The organism is Niallia sp. NCCP-28 (genome assembly GCF_023168165.1).
Classification (GTDB): Bacteria; Bacillota; Bacilli; order Bacillales; family Cytobacillaceae; genus Niallia.
Genome location: NZ_BQYJ01000003.1, coordinates 604073 through 620926, shown reverse-complemented (window position 1 = coordinate 620926; position 16854 = coordinate 604073). Strand labels below are relative to the sequence as shown.

The 16854-nt window shown below is 34.6% G+C and carries 13 protein-coding genes and 1 other annotated feature; of the genes, 11 read left to right on the top strand and 2 right to left on the bottom strand.

The genetic code is table 11. From position 1 onward, the window contains the following. Positions 1–617 precede the first annotated feature (617 nt). The 10 genes from NCCP28_RS12305 to NCCP28_RS12260 all read left to right on the top strand — a co-directional run bounded on the left by NCCP28_RS12305 (position 618) and on the right by NCCP28_RS12260 (position 13037). Positions 618–3788 carry an ATP-binding cassette domain-containing protein gene (locus NCCP28_RS12305; RefSeq protein WP_248561692.1) on the top strand — a complete coding sequence of 1057 codons (3171 nt, stop codon included), beginning with the start codon at positions 618–620 and terminating at the stop codon, positions 3786–3788. Positions 3789–4234: 446 nt separating this feature from the next. Beyond that, entirely contained in the window at positions 4235–4954 is a 720-nt protein-coding gene (locus NCCP28_RS12300; RefSeq protein WP_248561691.1) for a nucleotidyltransferase domain-containing protein, read from the top strand. Positions 4955–5260: 306 nt separating this feature from the next. Then, a complete protein-coding gene (locus NCCP28_RS12295) occupies positions 5261–6307 on the top strand; it encodes an ArsR/SmtB family transcription factor (protein ID WP_248561690.1) in 1047 nt (348 codons plus the stop codon). Between the two features lie 31 nt (positions 6308–6338). Further along, positions 6339–7556 carry an MFS transporter gene (locus tag NCCP28_RS12290; RefSeq protein ID WP_282579562.1) on the top strand — a complete coding sequence of 406 codons (1218 nt, stop codon included), beginning with the start codon at positions 6339–6341 and terminating at the stop codon, positions 7554–7556. Positions 7557–7631: 75 nt separating this feature from the next. Beyond that, complete coding sequence (locus NCCP28_RS12285) at positions 7632–8156, top strand: AAA family ATPase (protein ID WP_309296623.1); 525 nt, start codon at positions 7632–7634, stop codon at positions 8154–8156. A 32-nt stretch (positions 8157–8188) separates the two neighbouring features. Next, the gene (locus NCCP28_RS12280) at positions 8189–8620 is read left to right on the top strand and encodes a DUF4279 domain-containing protein (protein WP_248561688.1); all 432 of its coding nucleotides are present in this window, start codon (positions 8189–8191) and stop codon (positions 8618–8620) included. 104 nt (positions 8621–8724) lie between these two features. After that, positions 8725–9096 carry an rRNA methyltransferase gene (locus tag NCCP28_RS12275; RefSeq protein ID WP_248561687.1) on the top strand — a complete coding sequence of 124 codons (372 nt, stop codon included), beginning with the start codon at positions 8725–8727 and terminating at the stop codon, positions 9094–9096. A gap of 244 nt (positions 9097–9340) precedes the next feature. Beyond that, complete coding sequence (locus NCCP28_RS12270) at positions 9341–9688, top strand: PadR family transcriptional regulator (protein WP_248561686.1); 348 nt, start codon at positions 9341–9343, stop codon at positions 9686–9688. Next, a complete protein-coding gene (locus NCCP28_RS12265) occupies positions 9675–10685 on the top strand; it encodes a hypothetical protein (protein ID WP_248561685.1) in 1011 nt (336 codons plus the stop codon). The genes NCCP28_RS12270 and NCCP28_RS12265 overlap by 14 nt, the downstream gene beginning before the upstream one ends. 365 nt (positions 10686–11050) lie before the next feature. Next, positions 11051–11271, top strand: a binding site (T-box leader). Positions 11272–11336: 65 nt separating this feature from the next. Beyond that, positions 11337–13037 (top strand): 2-isopropylmalate synthase, encoded by a 1701-nt coding sequence (locus tag NCCP28_RS12260; RefSeq protein WP_248561684.1) that lies wholly within the window; start codon positions 11337–11339, stop codon positions 13035–13037. Between the two features lie 766 nt (positions 13038–13803). On the opposite strand, the gene NCCP28_RS12255 is transcribed toward NCCP28_RS12260, so the two are convergent. Together NCCP28_RS12255 and NCCP28_RS12250 are read right to left on the bottom strand one after the other, a co-directional pair. Next, a complete protein-coding gene (locus tag NCCP28_RS12255; protein WP_248561683.1) occupies positions 13804–13995 on the bottom strand; it encodes a helix-turn-helix domain-containing protein in 192 nt (63 codons plus the stop codon). Positions 13996–14744: 749 nt separating this feature from the next. Then, positions 14745–15776 carry a glyceraldehyde-3-phosphate dehydrogenase gene (locus tag NCCP28_RS12250; protein ID WP_248561682.1) on the bottom strand — a complete coding sequence of 344 codons (1032 nt, stop codon included), beginning with the start codon at positions 15774–15776 and terminating at the stop codon, positions 14745–14747. A 325-nt stretch (positions 15777–16101) separates the two neighbouring features. Between NCCP28_RS12250 and NCCP28_RS12245 the strand changes: the two genes are divergently transcribed. Then, positions 16102–16824: a YoaK family protein gene (locus NCCP28_RS12245; RefSeq protein WP_248561681.1), complete on the top strand. Its 723-nt coding sequence runs from the start codon at positions 16102–16104 to the stop codon at positions 16822–16824. Positions 16825–16854: the final 30 nt, after the last annotated feature.

The following is a 16854-nucleotide window of genomic DNA, read 5'->3' as shown; positions in this document are numbered from 1 at the left end:
CAAACTATCAAAAAAGCTTATTTAGCGATAAAACTACTTGTTTCACCCCATGCAAAGTATCGCCTTTCCAATAATAGGCTTTGCATGAGTGGAAGAAGTACCAGACAATCTTAAGTGATTCTCCATATGTAAACACCTCCTTAGAATATCATTATAACGAAATTTATTGTGCAATTGAATCTTTTCTATTTTTGAAATATGTAAAAAAGGGCTGGCGAAATATACATAGGATATCTGATATAAGAATCAAAACCCTTATATTTTCGAGCGATTTATGGATTGATAAGGGAGGGTTCAGCTTAGGGTATCTAGTGTAGAAGTGAACGGGGGACAGAGCAATGCAACTAGTGGATTAGGAACAACGATACAAATGGTTATTCCCATCGTTTCGCTATAAATTTAAAATATTTGCCTAAAAAAATTGTGAAAAGCTAATTTTGATAAAAAAATATACCGAAATAAGGAGTTGTCACAAAATGAAAAATGCTGGACTATTTAAGGTTAGTAAACTCTACTTCATTGATTTCTCTACAATCAAATGAATTAAAACAAAACAAATTCATTTGAAGGTATGCTAACATGGTAATGCTAGATTTAGAAAATGAGGAGGATATCCGATGAAAGTAAAACAATTAATTGTCAACAATATTAACTGTTTAGATGCCGTCTTACGGGAAGATCAATCGTTAGGAATTGCCGGTTTGTCTGGATCTGGCAAAACCACATTTTGTCAAACCATTGGTGAAGAATCCAAGAAGCGTCTCGTTTCCTTATTGCCTAAAGCTGAGTATCAGTATTTGTTTTCTAATATAATGAAAACAAATTTTAGTGCCATCAAGATAGAGGATATGCCTTTAGTTCTTTTTCTAGGGAAGTCATCCATTTCTTCTAATCCTCGTTCCACGATTGGCACCCATACTGGCGTTTTTAAAGAGATTCGCAAGAGGCTTGCAGAAAAATTTCATCTTTCGCCAGAAGTTTTTTCCTTTAATAATGCATTAGGCTGGTGTTCGGAGTGTAAAGGACGGGGCACTACCAAAAATGTCGAATGTAAAAAGTGTAAAGGCAGGCGTTATAATCCGGAAGTTGAGCATTATAAAATAGAATTATGGAATCAGTCGTATAGTATTTCTGATATCAACAATTTAAGCATTGAATCGATTCATTCCCTTTCAGAGGAATTACATATTAATGAAGAAAAACAATATATTCTTAAAAATATTATCAATATGAATATTGGCTACTTAACATTAAATCGGATTATGGGTACATTGTCAGGAGGAGAATTAACACGGCTTTACTTGGCGGAATTTATGGCGGCCAGTGAAAATACTGTGATTATCATTGATGAAATCTCTGTTGGTCTTGATCGCCAAACTCTATTGAAAATTTTGGAACAGATTAAACAATTGGGCTATAAGAATCAAATCTGGCTTATTGATCACTCTGACACAGTGCTCGATACAGCTGATGAGCAATTGTTTTTTGGTCCTGGCAGTGGCAAATACGGTGGGGAAATTGTCGGGGAATCTCCTCGTCCAAAACCTATTTTTTGGGAACGAAATCAGGAAATGCCAACAGGATACTATCAATTTCATGATCTTTACTGTCGTAATGTTCAAATAGATGAAATTCAGATTCCAAAAAATAGACTTGTAACCTTTACAGGTGAGTCTGGATGTGGGAAATCGACCCTTGTAAATGAGTGTATCTCCAAGGATTTTCTGAAGCGATATCCAAAAGATAAACTGGTCATGGTAGGGCAGGACCGAAACCAATCGATTACCAGCCGGTCCACTGTCGCAACGTTTCTTGATATTAAAAAGAAAATCACCAAATACAGCAACGAAATTGATGATATTTTTCAGCGCTCTATTGAAGATATTATGGAGGACATTCCAAATGGAGACATCGCTCATAAACGCTTGAGTTTACTGATTAAGCTGGGACTCGGTTATTTGACATTGGAAAGAAAAACGCAAACCCTGTCGACAGGCGAATTTCAATGTGTTCATTTAGTTTCTGAGCTGTTTGCCAACTCAAGAAATCCACATACGCTTTTTATTTTTGACGAACCATCAAAAGGTTTATCACAAAATATTTTAAATCAATTTATTGATAGCATCAGAGGCATTCTGCAGGATGAATCTGTCTCCATTATGATGATTGAACATAATACTTACATGCTAAAAAGCTCTGATTTTATTGTTGATTTTGGTAAAAGACAGCTTGCTCCTGTTCAACATCTTGATGTTGTCAGTCATGATGATTATTATCGTGAAAAAAACAAGGAAGATAGAGTTGTTCCATTGCAAATTTCTTCAACACTTAATCACCAAAAGGGAATTAACTATTTAAAAGAAAATCATATTGCCTATTTTAAAAATGCAGAAAACATTTATAAGGGCGGCATCTTAAAAAGCTTATCATCAATGGCCCGTTTGATTTATGGTGAATATGAATCTGAAACAATTGCACCCGTTATCGCCATTGATCTGGAACGGCACCTGTATAGTCAATATAGTTTTCTTTATGAAATTGGTGGTTTGATCAATCATATAGTAGCCGCTCATCCAACCAATAAAGATACGAACAGCTTCGATTTCTATTATCAAAACAATCATTGTTCATGCTGCTCAGGCCGCCGGATGATTGAAAAATTTGATTTTGATGTTGTTATTCAGGATAAAACTGTGCCATTTTGGGATGGCCTATTGCATCCAGATGTGATGGAGATTTTAAAATACTACCAATTTTCAAAATTGCAATTCATCTTTGATGAGATAAAAAATGAACTTGGTCAGGATATAAGCAAAAGTTATAACGAGATGACAGAAGCAGAAAAGCATACCTTTTTATACGGTTATTGGGAAAAGTCATTTTATGATAAAGCAGGTAAGGCTTCAAGAACATGGGAAGGTTTTAATCTAATCATTGGGCGTTATATGGCTATTTCGAAATCAATTATTAAAGAGCATATAAAAGCATCAAAAGAGATGATTACTTGTCCAGTTTGTCGAGGAACTGTACTAAATCACTGTAAAAAACTAAATTTTGGCGATGTGGATATTCGTGAGATTATTCATCAACCTATTGATGAAGTCATAAAAACGGTAGGGAATCTGCCAGAACTGGAAAAACTAAAAGCCATTGTTGGCGGCGATATTGCACTTACGGAAGAGGTTTCTTTACTTCCTAGGGAAATACAAGTATCGCTGAAAATGTTTGAACTAGAGCTCGCAAGCTTTGCAGGATATGAAATGGTATTACAAAATGTTTTACCATTTTGGGACAGAATAAAAGGCAATATCGAAGCAATAAGCAGCAAAAGTCTGTTAACAATCTGTGATTTTGCCAATATTGACGAAACTAGAGAAACAATTATTGATAAGTATTTCACCAATGGAAAATACAAAAAATTGACGTATGTCTATGAAGCGTTTGGTTATAAAAAAATAGTCACCCTAATTAATAAGATTAAAAAAAGTCATCCATGCCCCTTCTGTAAAGGAAAAAAAGTAATTTCGGAAGATGGGCTCCATGATGGTGTGCATAAATTATCGGTTCCATGTGTTAGTTGTTATGCAAGTGGCATTGATGAGGAAGGGCGTAAGAAAATCGTCAATGGCACAAACATACAAACATGGCTAACTGGCAAAGTAAGTGATGTTGTTGATGAAAACCTAAATATGGAGGCTGTTGCAGATATTCCAATTTTCCACCGTATTCGCGAGTTGAATAAACGAGATATGATGGCGGTTTATCAATGTCTGGAGCAAAATAATTAAATTAGAATGATTAAAACAATCCATATTTTAAAACAAAGCTAGATGTCAGTCTGTAATAGAAAACTCATTTGCCATCACAAATTGCAAATGAGTTTTTATGCTATTCCGAAGAAGAGACTATTGGTTTAAAGGAATATTAAAAAGTACTAATTCAATCCATTGTATAAAAACATTAATAGAAGGATAGGAAATCTCAAATATATAAAAGTATTATTCCATGAAAATGCCACCCTTACTTTTATAAAAAGGCAGTCAGAATGTAAAACACCTTTAAAGTTAGGGCAGCAAACTTTTTGTTGATGGAATGAATGAGCAAATTTTAATAGATAAGGTTTTTGTTTATTGCATCAGCGAATGATCCATTTTAAATTATATTTTCATTACATAATAAATTTAAGGTGCATTCAAATTTATTATGAACTAAATTAATCATGGGGGATGGAATAGTGGGAACTACTAAAAGGTTAGAACCGCTGAAAGCAGCTAAATTATTTGTTGATAAGCATTTTCCCTACTGTCAAGGTGCGGTATTAGCTGGAAGCGTTGTGAGAGGGCAAGAAACGATTACTTCTGATCTTGATATAGTCGTATTTGATAAAGGTATTCATACTTCCTACAGAGAGTCTTTGATAGAATTTGGGTGGGCAATAGAGATTTTCGTTCATAACTTAACTTCCTATAAACATTTTTTTGATAGGGACTATCACAATGCAAAACCTTCTATGCCAAGAATGGTATGGGAAGGGATTATTTTAAAAGATGAGGGAATTTTAGAATCTATAAAAAAAGAGGCGAAATCGTTATTGGATAAGGGCCCTGAAAGGTGGACCAAAGAATTACTGACAATAAAACGTTATTTTATAACAGACGCTCTCGACGACTTTATAGGATCAACTAAACGTGGGGAAGAACTATTTATAGCTAATACACTAGCGGAACTTCTACAGGAGTTTGTTTTAAGAGCCAATGGTTGCTGGATTGGCTCTTCCAAATGGATTATTCGTGCATTAAAAGAATACGATGAAGCATTGGCCGAAAAGTTTGTTGAAGCATTTGAGGATTATTATAGATTAGGTGAAAAAGATAAGGTAATTCATTTGTGTGATATGGTATTAAAGCCATATGGGGGGAGACTGTTTGAAGGGTTTTCATTAGGAAAGGAATAAAAACTGTTTATTCTTTTTATGCGAAATGAAGCGTATTATAATGGTCGTGGTGCATCTTTCTTTCTTTGGTTGTGGCGATACATAATTGTAAAGATTTGTTTGGTAAAATGGATGAGCTGCTAATTAAGTAGTTCTTCCATTTTTTATTAACAGAGAATTCATCATTACTCCTAATGATCACCATTATCTAGAAAGAACTAAGTTTTTTATATGTAAAATCATATATAAATATTCTATATTTATTGAATATTTCATTCTATCAATATAGAATGAAGAGGAATAAACGTTAAGGGGAGGTATTCGAGTATGGAAGTTTTTAGTGCAACTTGCAGAAAACAAGAAACGTATCAAGTGGAAATAAAATATTCGGCATTATGGGAATGTGCATTAGGAATAGCTGCCATTACAAATACTCCATTATTGGATACATTAGAAAAACCAAGGAGCTACTGGATAGAACAAAAAGAATCTTTATCTGTAGAGTTATGTAATCATTTAGACTATGTAGAAAAAAATAATACATGGAAAGCATTACTGCAATTACTGCATCAAAAGGATTTTTTAACCATAAAAGAATTTACATCTTATATACAGGAACTTTCACCAACAGAACTAAAATTTATATGTCTTCCATACATAGGGAAATCACAGCAAGCTTTAAGAGAACAAGCAGCAAATAAAGTTAAAACTGCCATAAAACAACTAATGGAATTAACACAAGATAACTCTTTTTTTCCAAATTACATTGCATTTATTAGTCATGCAGATGCTGAGCAATTGAAACGCCATCTAATATGTGTCATGACAGGATGGTACGAGGAAGTAGTGGAGACGGAATTAAGCAATTTAACTCCCATATTGCAAACAGATGCTGCAACAAAAGAAAAGATGAAAACAAAAATGAATCCGGAAGAATTGGTTGAATGGGCAACAGCTGGCATTACCTATTCACCTGAACCAAGTGTATATAAAGTTTTGTTGATTCCACAATTTATTTATCGTCCATGGAATATTGCTGCTGATATTGAGGGAGCGAAGGTATATTATTATCCTGTTTCCAATGAGAGTGTATTTTCAGCTGATAAATATATGCCAAACAATTTTTTAGTAGCAAAATATAAGGCTTTAGGTGATGAGATGAGACTACGAATCGTGAAACTGCTATTTGAAAGTAGTCGTACACTTCAGGAGATTACAGATCAATTAGATTTAGGAAAATCAACGGTTCATCATCATTTAAAAATGCTGAGATCCGCTCAGTTAGTAGAGATAAGAAATGCAAGATACGTTTTAAAAAAAGAGGCAATTAATGTTTTGGCAAAAGAATTAGATTTATACTTGCACCTAAGATAGACTTGAAATTTAAAGAGAAAGCGGTGCTGGATTGCGTATATTTAAAAATAAATCTTTTTCATGTATGTGGATAGGAAATGCTGTCTCTGAATTGGGCGGTGCTGTCGGAGCATTTTGCAATTCTCTTTTAATCTATGAATTGACTGGTTCGCCAATGGCTTTGGGCAGCATGTGGCTAGTCTATTTTTTGCCTTCACTTGTGCTTCAATTATTTATTGGGCCCTATATTGACAAATGGAGCAGAAAAAAGATAATGGTCTTTTCCCTTTGGAGCAGGGGAATTATTTTTCTTATTCCACTGATTGGATATTTGACCAATTCATTAATCCCTTGGCATATATATGCCGTGCAAATACTGGTAGGCCTTATTTCTCCTTTTTATTCGCTTGCCAACCAAGTAATTCTGCCGACAATTGTTTCCACTGAACAATTAAGCACCGCAAATGCTTATACAGATGGCATTGTTCGTTTTATGACATTTTGTGCTCCTGTTATGGCTGGAATTATTATCGAGTATGGAGGAATTCGTTTGTCATTAAGTTTAGTATGTCTATTGTTTATTGCAAGCGGCTGTTTATTAGGGGGCATTCATGAAAAAAGAACGGTTTCAAGTGTTCGAAAAACTTGGGCAGAACAATTTATCGAAGGAAGCCGCTATTTTTTTCAGCAAAAAACAATCGTTTGGTTAGGTATATTCCTTGCGTTTGTCCAATTTGGCGTAGGGGTGGCAATGGTGATCAATATCCCGTATATAACGGATGTGCTCCATGGAAATTACACAATGTACGGTTATTTTATGGCGGGATTCCCTTTAGGATATGTGATTGGCACATTGCTTGTGGGGAAAATTATACTAAAAAGCAGAAGAGTGCTTATGCTCGGTTCTTTAATGATAGGCGGCTTAACTTATATTAATTTAGGAATGACCAGTTCTATTGTTTTTGCTGTAGCTACAGAAGTGCTTGCTGGCATCGTGATGGCGGTTTTTAATGTAAACAACTTGACCATTTCCCAACAAATAGTGCCAGAGCGACTGATGGGCAAAGTTTTCTCTGTGCGTTCACTTATTATAAGAAGCATGATGCCATTAGGAGTAGCAGCGGGCGGTGTTTTCAGTGAATTATGGGGAATACGCCCTTTATACATAGGAGTAGGCTCCATTATTAGTATCGTCTCATTGTTAGGGATTTTACTGCCATATTTTAAATTTATTGATAGCGAATACGAGAGGAAAAAAATGGCTTCATAATTTTTAATTACGAAAGAAGGTAATTATAAACTAACAAAGAAATGTAGAGAGTATGGGCTAATAATAGATGGCGTGGTGAAGCAATTGAAAAGAAATATGCCGGATAAAGTACATATTATTGGTTCAGTAGGCAGCGGGAAAACTACATTAGCGCGAGTGTTATCGAAACAATATGGCCAGCCTTATTATGAGCTGGATAATGTAGTATGGAAAAGGGGGGAATTGAGGGATGTCAGAAGAACGGATGAGGAAAGAGATGCCTATTTAGATGAGATAGTTAAGACAAAAAGGTGGATTATAGAAGGAAGCCAATATCACAACTGGGTAGCAAAAAGTTTTCAGCATGCGGATATAGTCATCTTGTTGGATACCCCTTATTTAGTAAGGAAATATAGAATTACAAAACGATATATACGACAGTTATTAGGAATAGAGGAAGCCAACTATACACCTTCTTTTCGCCTATTTAAAAAGATGTTTGAATGGAATAAAGTTTTTGAAACAGACAGCAAACCAAAGCTTTTAAAAAGTTTTCAACAAGAGAATATGGATTTTATCATTTTAAAAGATAAGAACGAAGTGGAGAAATACTTTAACTAGAATAGGAGGAAGTTTGGAAGGAGGCGGGACTTATGACAAAAACAACTGTAATGGTTTGTTTCAGTATATTTGGCGATGCATTCCCAATAGAAAATATCTCTGGAAAATTAGGAGTATTGCCTACTACAGCTTATAAAAAAGGTGAACTAATCGCTAATCGTTCCTCATCATTTTCCAGAAAAGAGACGAGTTGGGATTTAAGCACGGGCTACCAAGTTTCGTGTGATGTCAATGAGCAGCTTCAGCAGATCCTAAACAAGCTGCAAAATAAAACTTCAGTAATAAAGGAAATAAAAGAGAACTATTTAGTTGAATGCAAATTTTTTATCGTAATTAAAATAGCAAATGGAAGCACTCCAGCTTTATATCTCGATAAAGAAGCAATCAAATTTGCCTCAAGTATCGAAGCGGAATTTGATATCGATTTGTATGCCAGCCCTTATGAAGATTTTTTTGCTGAATAACATTCAAAGATAAGTAAAGGTGACCAAACTTGCAAATATCATTTATTATAATGTTATAAATAATTATATAGCTTAAAACATCCTAAACAAAAGGTGAAATAAATATGTGGAAAAAGGTGAATGGAAGATTAATTCAAGAAGTCGATGAAACAAGGGTCAAATTTCGAACAAATATCAGCAAGAACATTATTGCACAATTAAATGAACTGGCTGATGAACATGATACACATGCCAATTATTTAATTGAAAATGGATTGCAGCATGTGATGGCAGAAGGAATCATCATGTTTGATAAAAAAACAAGGCCAAAAGATCGCGTTCAGTATAAAACAACGTATGATAAAGAATTATTAGAACGCGTCAAAGAATTTGCCAAAAAGCATCAATTGTTTATCAATGATGTTATTGAATACAGCATCAATTACATTGATGTAGAAACAATAAAATCCAGGGATTATCGTTATAGAGTCGAGTAGACAATACTCGCTCTTTTTGTCATTAAAAAAAGACCTCGACATAATAAATAGCGAACTTAAAAAAAATAGAAATTCCCAGACTATCAAGATTTATAGCGATTAAAAAAATATTTTATTTATGAGGAAATCAGCTTTTATGTAAATATTTTTTATTTCAATTGTTTGAGTGACAACAATAGTGTATGATACATAGTATAAACCGTATAGTGTATGACATATAGTATCTAATAAATGAGGTGGGTGAATGAGTACATTACTAAATTCATTAATGACGGAGTTAAGGAGAGGAACATTGACATTAGCTGTTTTAAGCCAATTGCGAACACCACAATACGGCTATTCTTTGGTTCAATTATTGGAGAATTCAGGAATTCCCATTGATCAAAGCACGTTATATCCTTTGCTTCGTCGTTTAGAAAAGCAGGAACTAGTAACCAGCAGTTGGGATACGACTGAAAGCAGGCCCCGCAAATATTATGTTTTAAGTGAATATGGAGTAGATGTCTTTTTACAGTTGAAAAAGGAATGGCTAAAAAATTCAAAAGAACTATATGGATTATTAAAAGGAGAGGAAGAAAATGAATCTGATTGAGATTTATATAGAAGAAGTTGTTCGAAGGCTTCCTGAAAAAAACCGTGAAGATATTGGAATGGAGTTAAGATCTACTATTGAGGATATGCTTTCAGATGATTATACAGAAGGCGATGTAAAATTAGTGCTTGAGAAACTGGGAAATCCGGCTATTTTGGCCAGCAGATATCGGGATCAGCCTATGCATTTAATTGGGCCTCGCTACTTTGATTTATACCTATCTTTATTAAAAATGATTTTGCCTATTGCTGCTGTTATTTCACTGCTTTCCATGATTGCAGAGCATATTATTGCTTTTAATGGGGAAGAAGCAGTTATGAATCTTGTATTAGACATGATCGGAATAGGAATTTGGAGGGTTCTCGAAGCAGGTTTTCAAGTTTTCTTTTGGTTAACCATTGTTTTTGCTATTTTAGAGCGAACAGACAAAGTAAAAGACAAAACGCCTTTAACGGCAAGTTTTCAGCCGTGGAAGCCCGATGATTTAAAGAATATTCCTTATATCCCAAAGAAAAAGGCTATCACAAAGTTTGAAGTATTTGGAAGTCTCATGTGGACAGCGATATGGGCAACACTTTATTTCTATGCCAATCATCTTCTTGGAGTATATGAAGGGGGCGGAAATAGGCTTGAGTTTATTATACCAGCGTTGAATCAGGATATTTTGCTGCAGTATTGGGCGTTTGTTGTTGTCATTGTCGGAGCAGAAGCTGCATTGGCCATTTATCAATTAATAAAAGGGCAGTGGACCAAAAATATGGCAATCATAAATGGGGTTATCGAAATTTTAGCAACCACTGTGTTTATTGTTATTTTCAGCAATCCAGATTTGCTGAACCAAAAATTTATTTTTTATATGACCGATTTATTTTCCATCACAGCTCTGCAGTTAAAAGCGTGGATAACTGGTGGAATCATTTCAATTTTTGTGGTATTTGCTGTTATTCATATATTTGATGGCTTTAGAAAATCAAAGATTCCTAATAGAAAAGAATGATAATAGATAGATGGGAACATTTATTAAAAGAAATAAAGTGTAGTAGAAAATTTTAAGTGCCTTGCTGTTTTTTTATGCAGCAAGGCTTTTTATTTTGATTCAATAAGAAAATCACTTTATTTTCCCGCTTTATGAAAAGGGATAGCTATTTCATTAAAATGAAAAAATATATTTTGGAAAAAGGAAGGGTGAAATGTATATGAATTATTGAAATTTTGTAAAATTATTCGCATTTATTGCTATAGCGTTGATAGTTGCCGAATAAATATTGTCATACATAGCAGAAAGGGAAGGAAAAGCAATCAGCTAAATTAGGAGTTGACTATTTATCCAACAAATTATAAAATTATGAAAATTAGATAATTCAAAACACATGGATTGAGAGTATTAAGGAATATTTATCGTTTAGAGAGCTGTCGGTTGGTGAAAGACAGTCGATGAATTCCCCAACTCGCTCAGGAGTGGTAGGGCTGATATGTAGGTCTTAACGGTTGACTGCCGTAATAAAGTCTTGAAGCGGGTTCATTTAGTTTTTTAATGAATCAAAAAGAGTGGTACCACGTAGGCAAAGCCTGTCGTCTCTTATGAGATGACAGGCTTTTTTTATTTTAATTTAAACAAACTATTTATTAAGGAAAAGGGGAAGTAAAAATGAAAAATATTGAAAAGTATTCTAAGGGTTACTTTATGCCTCCAGCAAAAAGCTTAAAATGGACGGAGAAGGAGTATATCGAAGAGGCTCCTACTTGGTGCAGCGTGGATCTTCGAGATGGAAATCAAGCGTTGGTCGTTCCTATGAGCTTGGAAGAAAAGTTAGAATATTTTCAATTGCTTTTAGCAGTTGGCTTTAAGGAAATAGAAGTGGGTTTTCCTGCTGCATCAGAAACAGAGTATGCTTTTTTGCGTACATTGATTGAACAAGATTTGATTCCGGATGATGTGACCATTCAAGTGTTGACACAGTCAAGAGAGCATATTATAAAGAAAACGTTTGAAGCGCTGCGAGGTGTGAATAAAGCGGTGGTGCACCTTTACAATTCCACTTCTGTGGCACAGCGTGAGCAAGTGTTCAGAAAATCTAAAGAACAAATTATTGACATTGCTGTAACTGGAGCAAAAATGCTGAAGAAATATGCTGCTGAAACCGAAGGGAATTTCAAATTTCAGTATTCTCCAGAAAGCTTCACAGGTACGGAAATGGAGTTTGCGCTAGATATTTGCAATTCAGTGCTTGATATATGGCAGCCTACAGCTGACAACAAGGTGATTATCAACCTGCCGGCTACTGTATCCATGTCTATGCCTCATGTGTACGCAAGCCAAATTGAGTATATGAGTAATCATTTAAACTTCCGGGATAATGTCATTCTTTCTATCCATCCGCACAATGACAGGGGCACTGGCGTTGCAGATGCAGAGCTTGCAATGCTTGCTGGAGCACAGAGAGTGGAGGGAACATTATTTGGCAACGGAGAAAGAACAGGAAATGTAGACATTGTCACGCTTGCATTAAATATGTTTTCCCATGGAGTAGATGCCAAGCTGAATTTTGATCATATTCCTAAAATTATATCTGTGTATGAAAAATTGACAAAAATGACGGTTCATGAAAGACATCCATATGGAGGCGAACTTGTGTTCACTGCATTTTCAGGCTCTCATCAAGATGCCATTGCCAAAGGAATGAAATGGCGCGAAGAAAGGGAATGTGAGCATTGGAACGTACCTTATCTATTGATTGATCCGATGGATATCGGCAGAGAATATGAAGGAGATATTATCCGAATCAACAGCCAATCCGGAAAAGGCGGCATCGGTTATATACTTAAACAAAAATATGGATTTGATTTGCCTGCCCAAATGCGTGAAAACTTTGGATATAGTGTGAAAAATGTTTCAGATCACAATCACAAGGAACTTATGCCGAATGAAATCTATGATATATTCATTAAGGAATATATCAATATTAAGAAACCTGTCGAGTTTATCAATTACAAGTTTACTCCAAATGAACAGTACGAAACGATTGTATCGATTCGGATACATAATGAAGAATACGAGTTGAGTGGCAGTGGAAATGGCAGACTAGATGCTATCAGCAATGTTCTTCAAAACCAATTGGATATCCATTATAAGGACTTAGTTTATAAGGAGCATGCGCTAGAGATAGGTTCAGGATCAAAAGCTGTATCTTATGTGGGAATCACCACTTTAGATGGTGCAGTATATTGGGGCTGTGGGATTGACGTAGATATTATGACATCATCTGTAAAAGCTTTGTTTAGTGCTGTTAACAACATGATATCCAACTTACTTCCTGTAGAAAAAGAGTTTATCTCTTCAAAAAAATAACAAGCAGTTGTTTGCACCTTTTAGGGAAACAATAAATTGAACTATAAATAAAGGCCGATAATACTACAATGAAGTAGTATTATCGGCCTTTATAGTGTTTATTTCTAGAATAGGGTCAATAACTTTAGTTATCATCAATGATAAGAAAATTTTACAGAAAAGGGAGGAAATTGAATACAGTACAAAATATATTGATTTAGAAAATATAAAATCAGTGGAGGAAACATTGTTTGCCTTTTTGTCATTTCGAATAACGCCCCCGACATAATATATATTATAGGAAGAAACAGATAAATGCTTATTTTTCATCTCATAATTAAGTATACTAGTAATAGTGAGACGAAATAAAAATTTTTTCCCATTTATATATTAATTAGTTTGAATTTAAATTTTCTATGGAGACTGTTTTCAATTATGAATTATAGCATTCATCCATGCATCTTTATTTTTTGTTTTTTTCTGGAGGTTTTTTGCGAGCATCAAACAAAAACTTCATTATTTATTATATGTATAGTTGGCTATTCAATTTTTAATCGTCCATCTGTATTCTTTTTGATATGCTCATTTTTGCACATACTATTTTCAATATTATTATTTAAGTTTAGTGTCAACATCCATATAAAAACCGCTCATAAAGAAAGCGATTTCTTTCCGTTGTGTTTTCACTTATTTAACGTAGCATATTGGGCGAAATATAGCGTTTATCACCCGCTATGCCAATTAAAATAAGAATGTATCTAGTTTCATCCCTTAGATGATAAGATTTTCACGTATTTGGTAGGTGCAGCGGGTTTTTCCTGCCAACTGCCTGAAACAATTTCTTTTCTTTGTTGCAAAATCCTGAACAAGCGGAAGCGACTGCACAAATGGGGCAATGTTTTTCCATAAGGAGATACGAATGATCTTCTTCTTGTTTTATTTCAGCCATATAGCCCTCTTCTGTTCTTAAGTCGGCCAATGTTTCTAATTTCTCTTTAATGATTGATTTCCCCCTATTTTTTGCAGAAGCGCCTCAATCAGTTCCTGGTTCCCTGTTTTTAATAATTGCTCTAAGCCTTTATTGCCAAAGGCCTCCTTCATAGTGGAGACTTTTGGCATAACGATTTGGGAAAAATTTATCTGCAGCAGAAGGCAATCGCCACATTTTCGCTGGCCTTCTTATTTTACGCATCTCCTCCTTATTCCTTATATGCAACAAGGTCCTTTTTCTGAAGAGCATATAGATGTTGTTTTGCTGCCATATCGGATATATGCAAGACAAAAGCAAGATTTAATGCATCCATTTCTTCTTCTTGTTTCAGCAAATGAATGATTTTTTGCTGTTGCAGTCACAATTAATTTTCCTAAAAATTCAAAATAGTTGTATGTGTAGCAAATTAATTTCAGCTTAATGGTCCCCTTTTATGATTATGGTGGAAATTATTTGCGTCTGATTTTAATTGGAAAAGTAAACAGTTTTTTTGAATTGATTGGGACTTTACTGCAACACTGGATTATATCCCCCCTTCCATTGCTTTTTTATTACAAGTTTTATAGCTTTAGCAGCCCTATTCATTGCTTTGTGGTATAAATCATTTCTAAGCAAAAATACTCTCCCTCTTAATGGAAGCGAACAAACAGCAAAATAATATGCCATTTTTATAAGAACAAGAAAAAGAGGTTTGCCTTTTTTCCTAATGCCAACCTCTTTTTGCACTATTCGATTTTTCAGCCAACCATCACTGTGTTTTTTCGATTAAGCTGCTCTCCAACATAAGCGACCAAATCTACCACTCTTGAAGAATACCCCCATTCATTATCATACCAGGCAAGTACCTTTAATTTTTTTTCTCCAATCATCATGGTCGATAAGCCATCGATTGTTGCTGAAACCGTTGTTGTATTAAAATCGCTCGATACCAATGGTTCATCGGTAATTTCCAAAATGCCTTTAAAATTTTCTTGTTGTGCTAAAGCAAAACAATTGTTTACCTCTTCAACCGTTGTGTTTTTCTTTAAATCAACCACTAAATCCACAAGAGAAACATTTTGGGTTGGCACTCTTAAGGCCATTCCATGAAGCTTGCCTTCTAAATGAGGCAAAATCAGCTTTAAAGCTTTTGCAGCGCCAGTTGTTGTTGGAATAATATTTTGCCCGCAAGATCTTGCTCTTCTTAAATCTTTATGGGGATTGTCAATATTATTTTGGTCATTTGTATACGCATGGATGGTTGTCATCAATCCATTTTCAATGCCGAATGAATCGTCAATCACTTTGACAACTGGTCCTAAACAATTTGTGGTACACGATGCATTGGAGATAACCGTATGTTTATGTATATCAAGTGTTTTTTCATTTACTCCCATGACAATCGTTGCGTCTGCATTGTCTCCAGGTGCTGTTAACACTACTTTTTTTGCGCCTGCTTCTAAATGAAGTGCAGCTTTTTCCCGGCTGTTGAATTTTCCTGTTGCTTCTACCACAATGTCTATATGTAATTGTTTCCAAGGTAATAATGATGGATTTCGCTCATTAATTAACAAGATACGTTTTCCATTTACAATTAACGCCTTTTCTTCCCAACGTATTTCTCCATCGAACTTGCCATGTGTTGTGTCATATTTAAGTAAATGTGCTAACGCTTCTGCAGAGTAACTAGCATTAATTGCTGCAATATGAATTGTTTCATTTAGAATAGCTTGTCTAAATACCATTCTTCCAATTCGGCCAAACCCATTGATTGCAATTGTAACACTCATTAACATCCGCTCCTTTTAATATGTTATACTTTATATTATTTTTCACAATTAAAGTATAACATATTAAAACGAATAATAAAGCATTAAGTTATCATAGGTTATTATTCGTAAAATTAAAAATATTATTTCTCTTTTAGCAAATCAAAGAAACTGATTGTTATTATTCCAACCATTCCATTATTTTTTCTCTTTTTGGTCAATGTTCATAATTTCCTTACAGAATTTATGGTGGTTTTATGTTAAAGTTTTAGCAGAAAATATATGTCAGAAGAGTGAAACACCACCAGAAAAAAATGTTTCACCAAATAAAGGAGATTTACAATAAATGAGACCTATACAAAAAACACTTCCCTCCTTAGCTTCGAATTCCATTCATTTAGCAGTTTTACTAGGAATGGTTGGCGGTTTTTTAGATGCTTATACATTTATTTCAAGGGACGGAGTGTTTGCGAATGCACAAACAGGAAATATCGTTTTATTTGCCGTTCATTTAGCGACTGGAGAATGGAGGAATGCACTTGTTTTCATCCCCCCAATCGTCGCTTTTATTATAGGAGTTTTAGTTTCAGAAGTGGTGAAGCTTCCCTTTTTGCGGGAATTATTATACAGCTATAGACGTTCTATTCTTATTTTGGAGTGTCTTGTATTGATAATCGTTGGCTTTTTGCCGGCAAGCATGCCAAATATTATCGTTACAACAAGTCTTGCTTTTGTTTCTTCTTTGCAGATTTCTACTTTTAATAAATTGGATAAGTGGGCCTATAATTCGACCATGACGACCGGAAGTCTGCGTACAGCAACTCAAGCCGCTTATGCAGCATTTATTTATCATGATGCAGAAGCAAAAAAACAGTTTAAACAATTTTTTGTCATTATTATTTCTTTTTTAGTTGGTGCATTATTAGGAACCTTTACTACTACTTATATAGGAAACAAATCCATTTGGGTAGCAGCAGGAGTATTGGTCATTGCCTTGGTTCTTTATCATCGCGATAAAGGGTATATAAGAAAATCTGCCGCTCTGACAAAACATGTTTCAAGCCGCTGAATAGCATGCAATTGCTTTAGCAAAAAAAAG

Coding starts and splice junctions, on each gene's coding strand:
- NCCP28_RS12295 (WP_248561690.1), top strand. CDS start 5,261: ATGGAAGTTTTTAGTGCAACTTGCAGAAAACAAGAAACGTATCAAGTG.
- NCCP28_RS12245 (WP_248561681.1), top strand. CDS start 16,102: ATGAGACCTATACAAAAAACACTTCCCTCCTTAGCTTCGAATTCCATT.
- NCCP28_RS12275 (WP_248561687.1), top strand. CDS start 8,725: ATGTGGAAAAAGGTGAATGGAAGATTAATTCAAGAAGTCGATGAAACA.
- NCCP28_RS12250 (WP_248561682.1), bottom strand. CDS start 15,776: ATGAGTGTTACAATTGCAATCAATGGGTTTGGCCGAATTGGAAGAATG.
- NCCP28_RS12305 (WP_248561692.1), top strand. CDS start 618: ATGAAAGTAAAACAATTAATTGTCAACAATATTAACTGTTTAGATGCC.
- NCCP28_RS12270 (WP_248561686.1), top strand. CDS start 9,341: ATGAGTACATTACTAAATTCATTAATGACGGAGTTAAGGAGAGGAACA.
- NCCP28_RS12280 (WP_248561688.1), top strand. CDS start 8,189: ATGACAAAAACAACTGTAATGGTTTGTTTCAGTATATTTGGCGATGCA.
- NCCP28_RS12265 (WP_248561685.1), top strand. CDS start 9,675: ATGAATCTGATTGAGATTTATATAGAAGAAGTTGTTCGAAGGCTTCCT.
- NCCP28_RS12260 (WP_248561684.1), top strand. CDS start 11,337: ATGAAAAATATTGAAAAGTATTCTAAGGGTTACTTTATGCCTCCAGCA.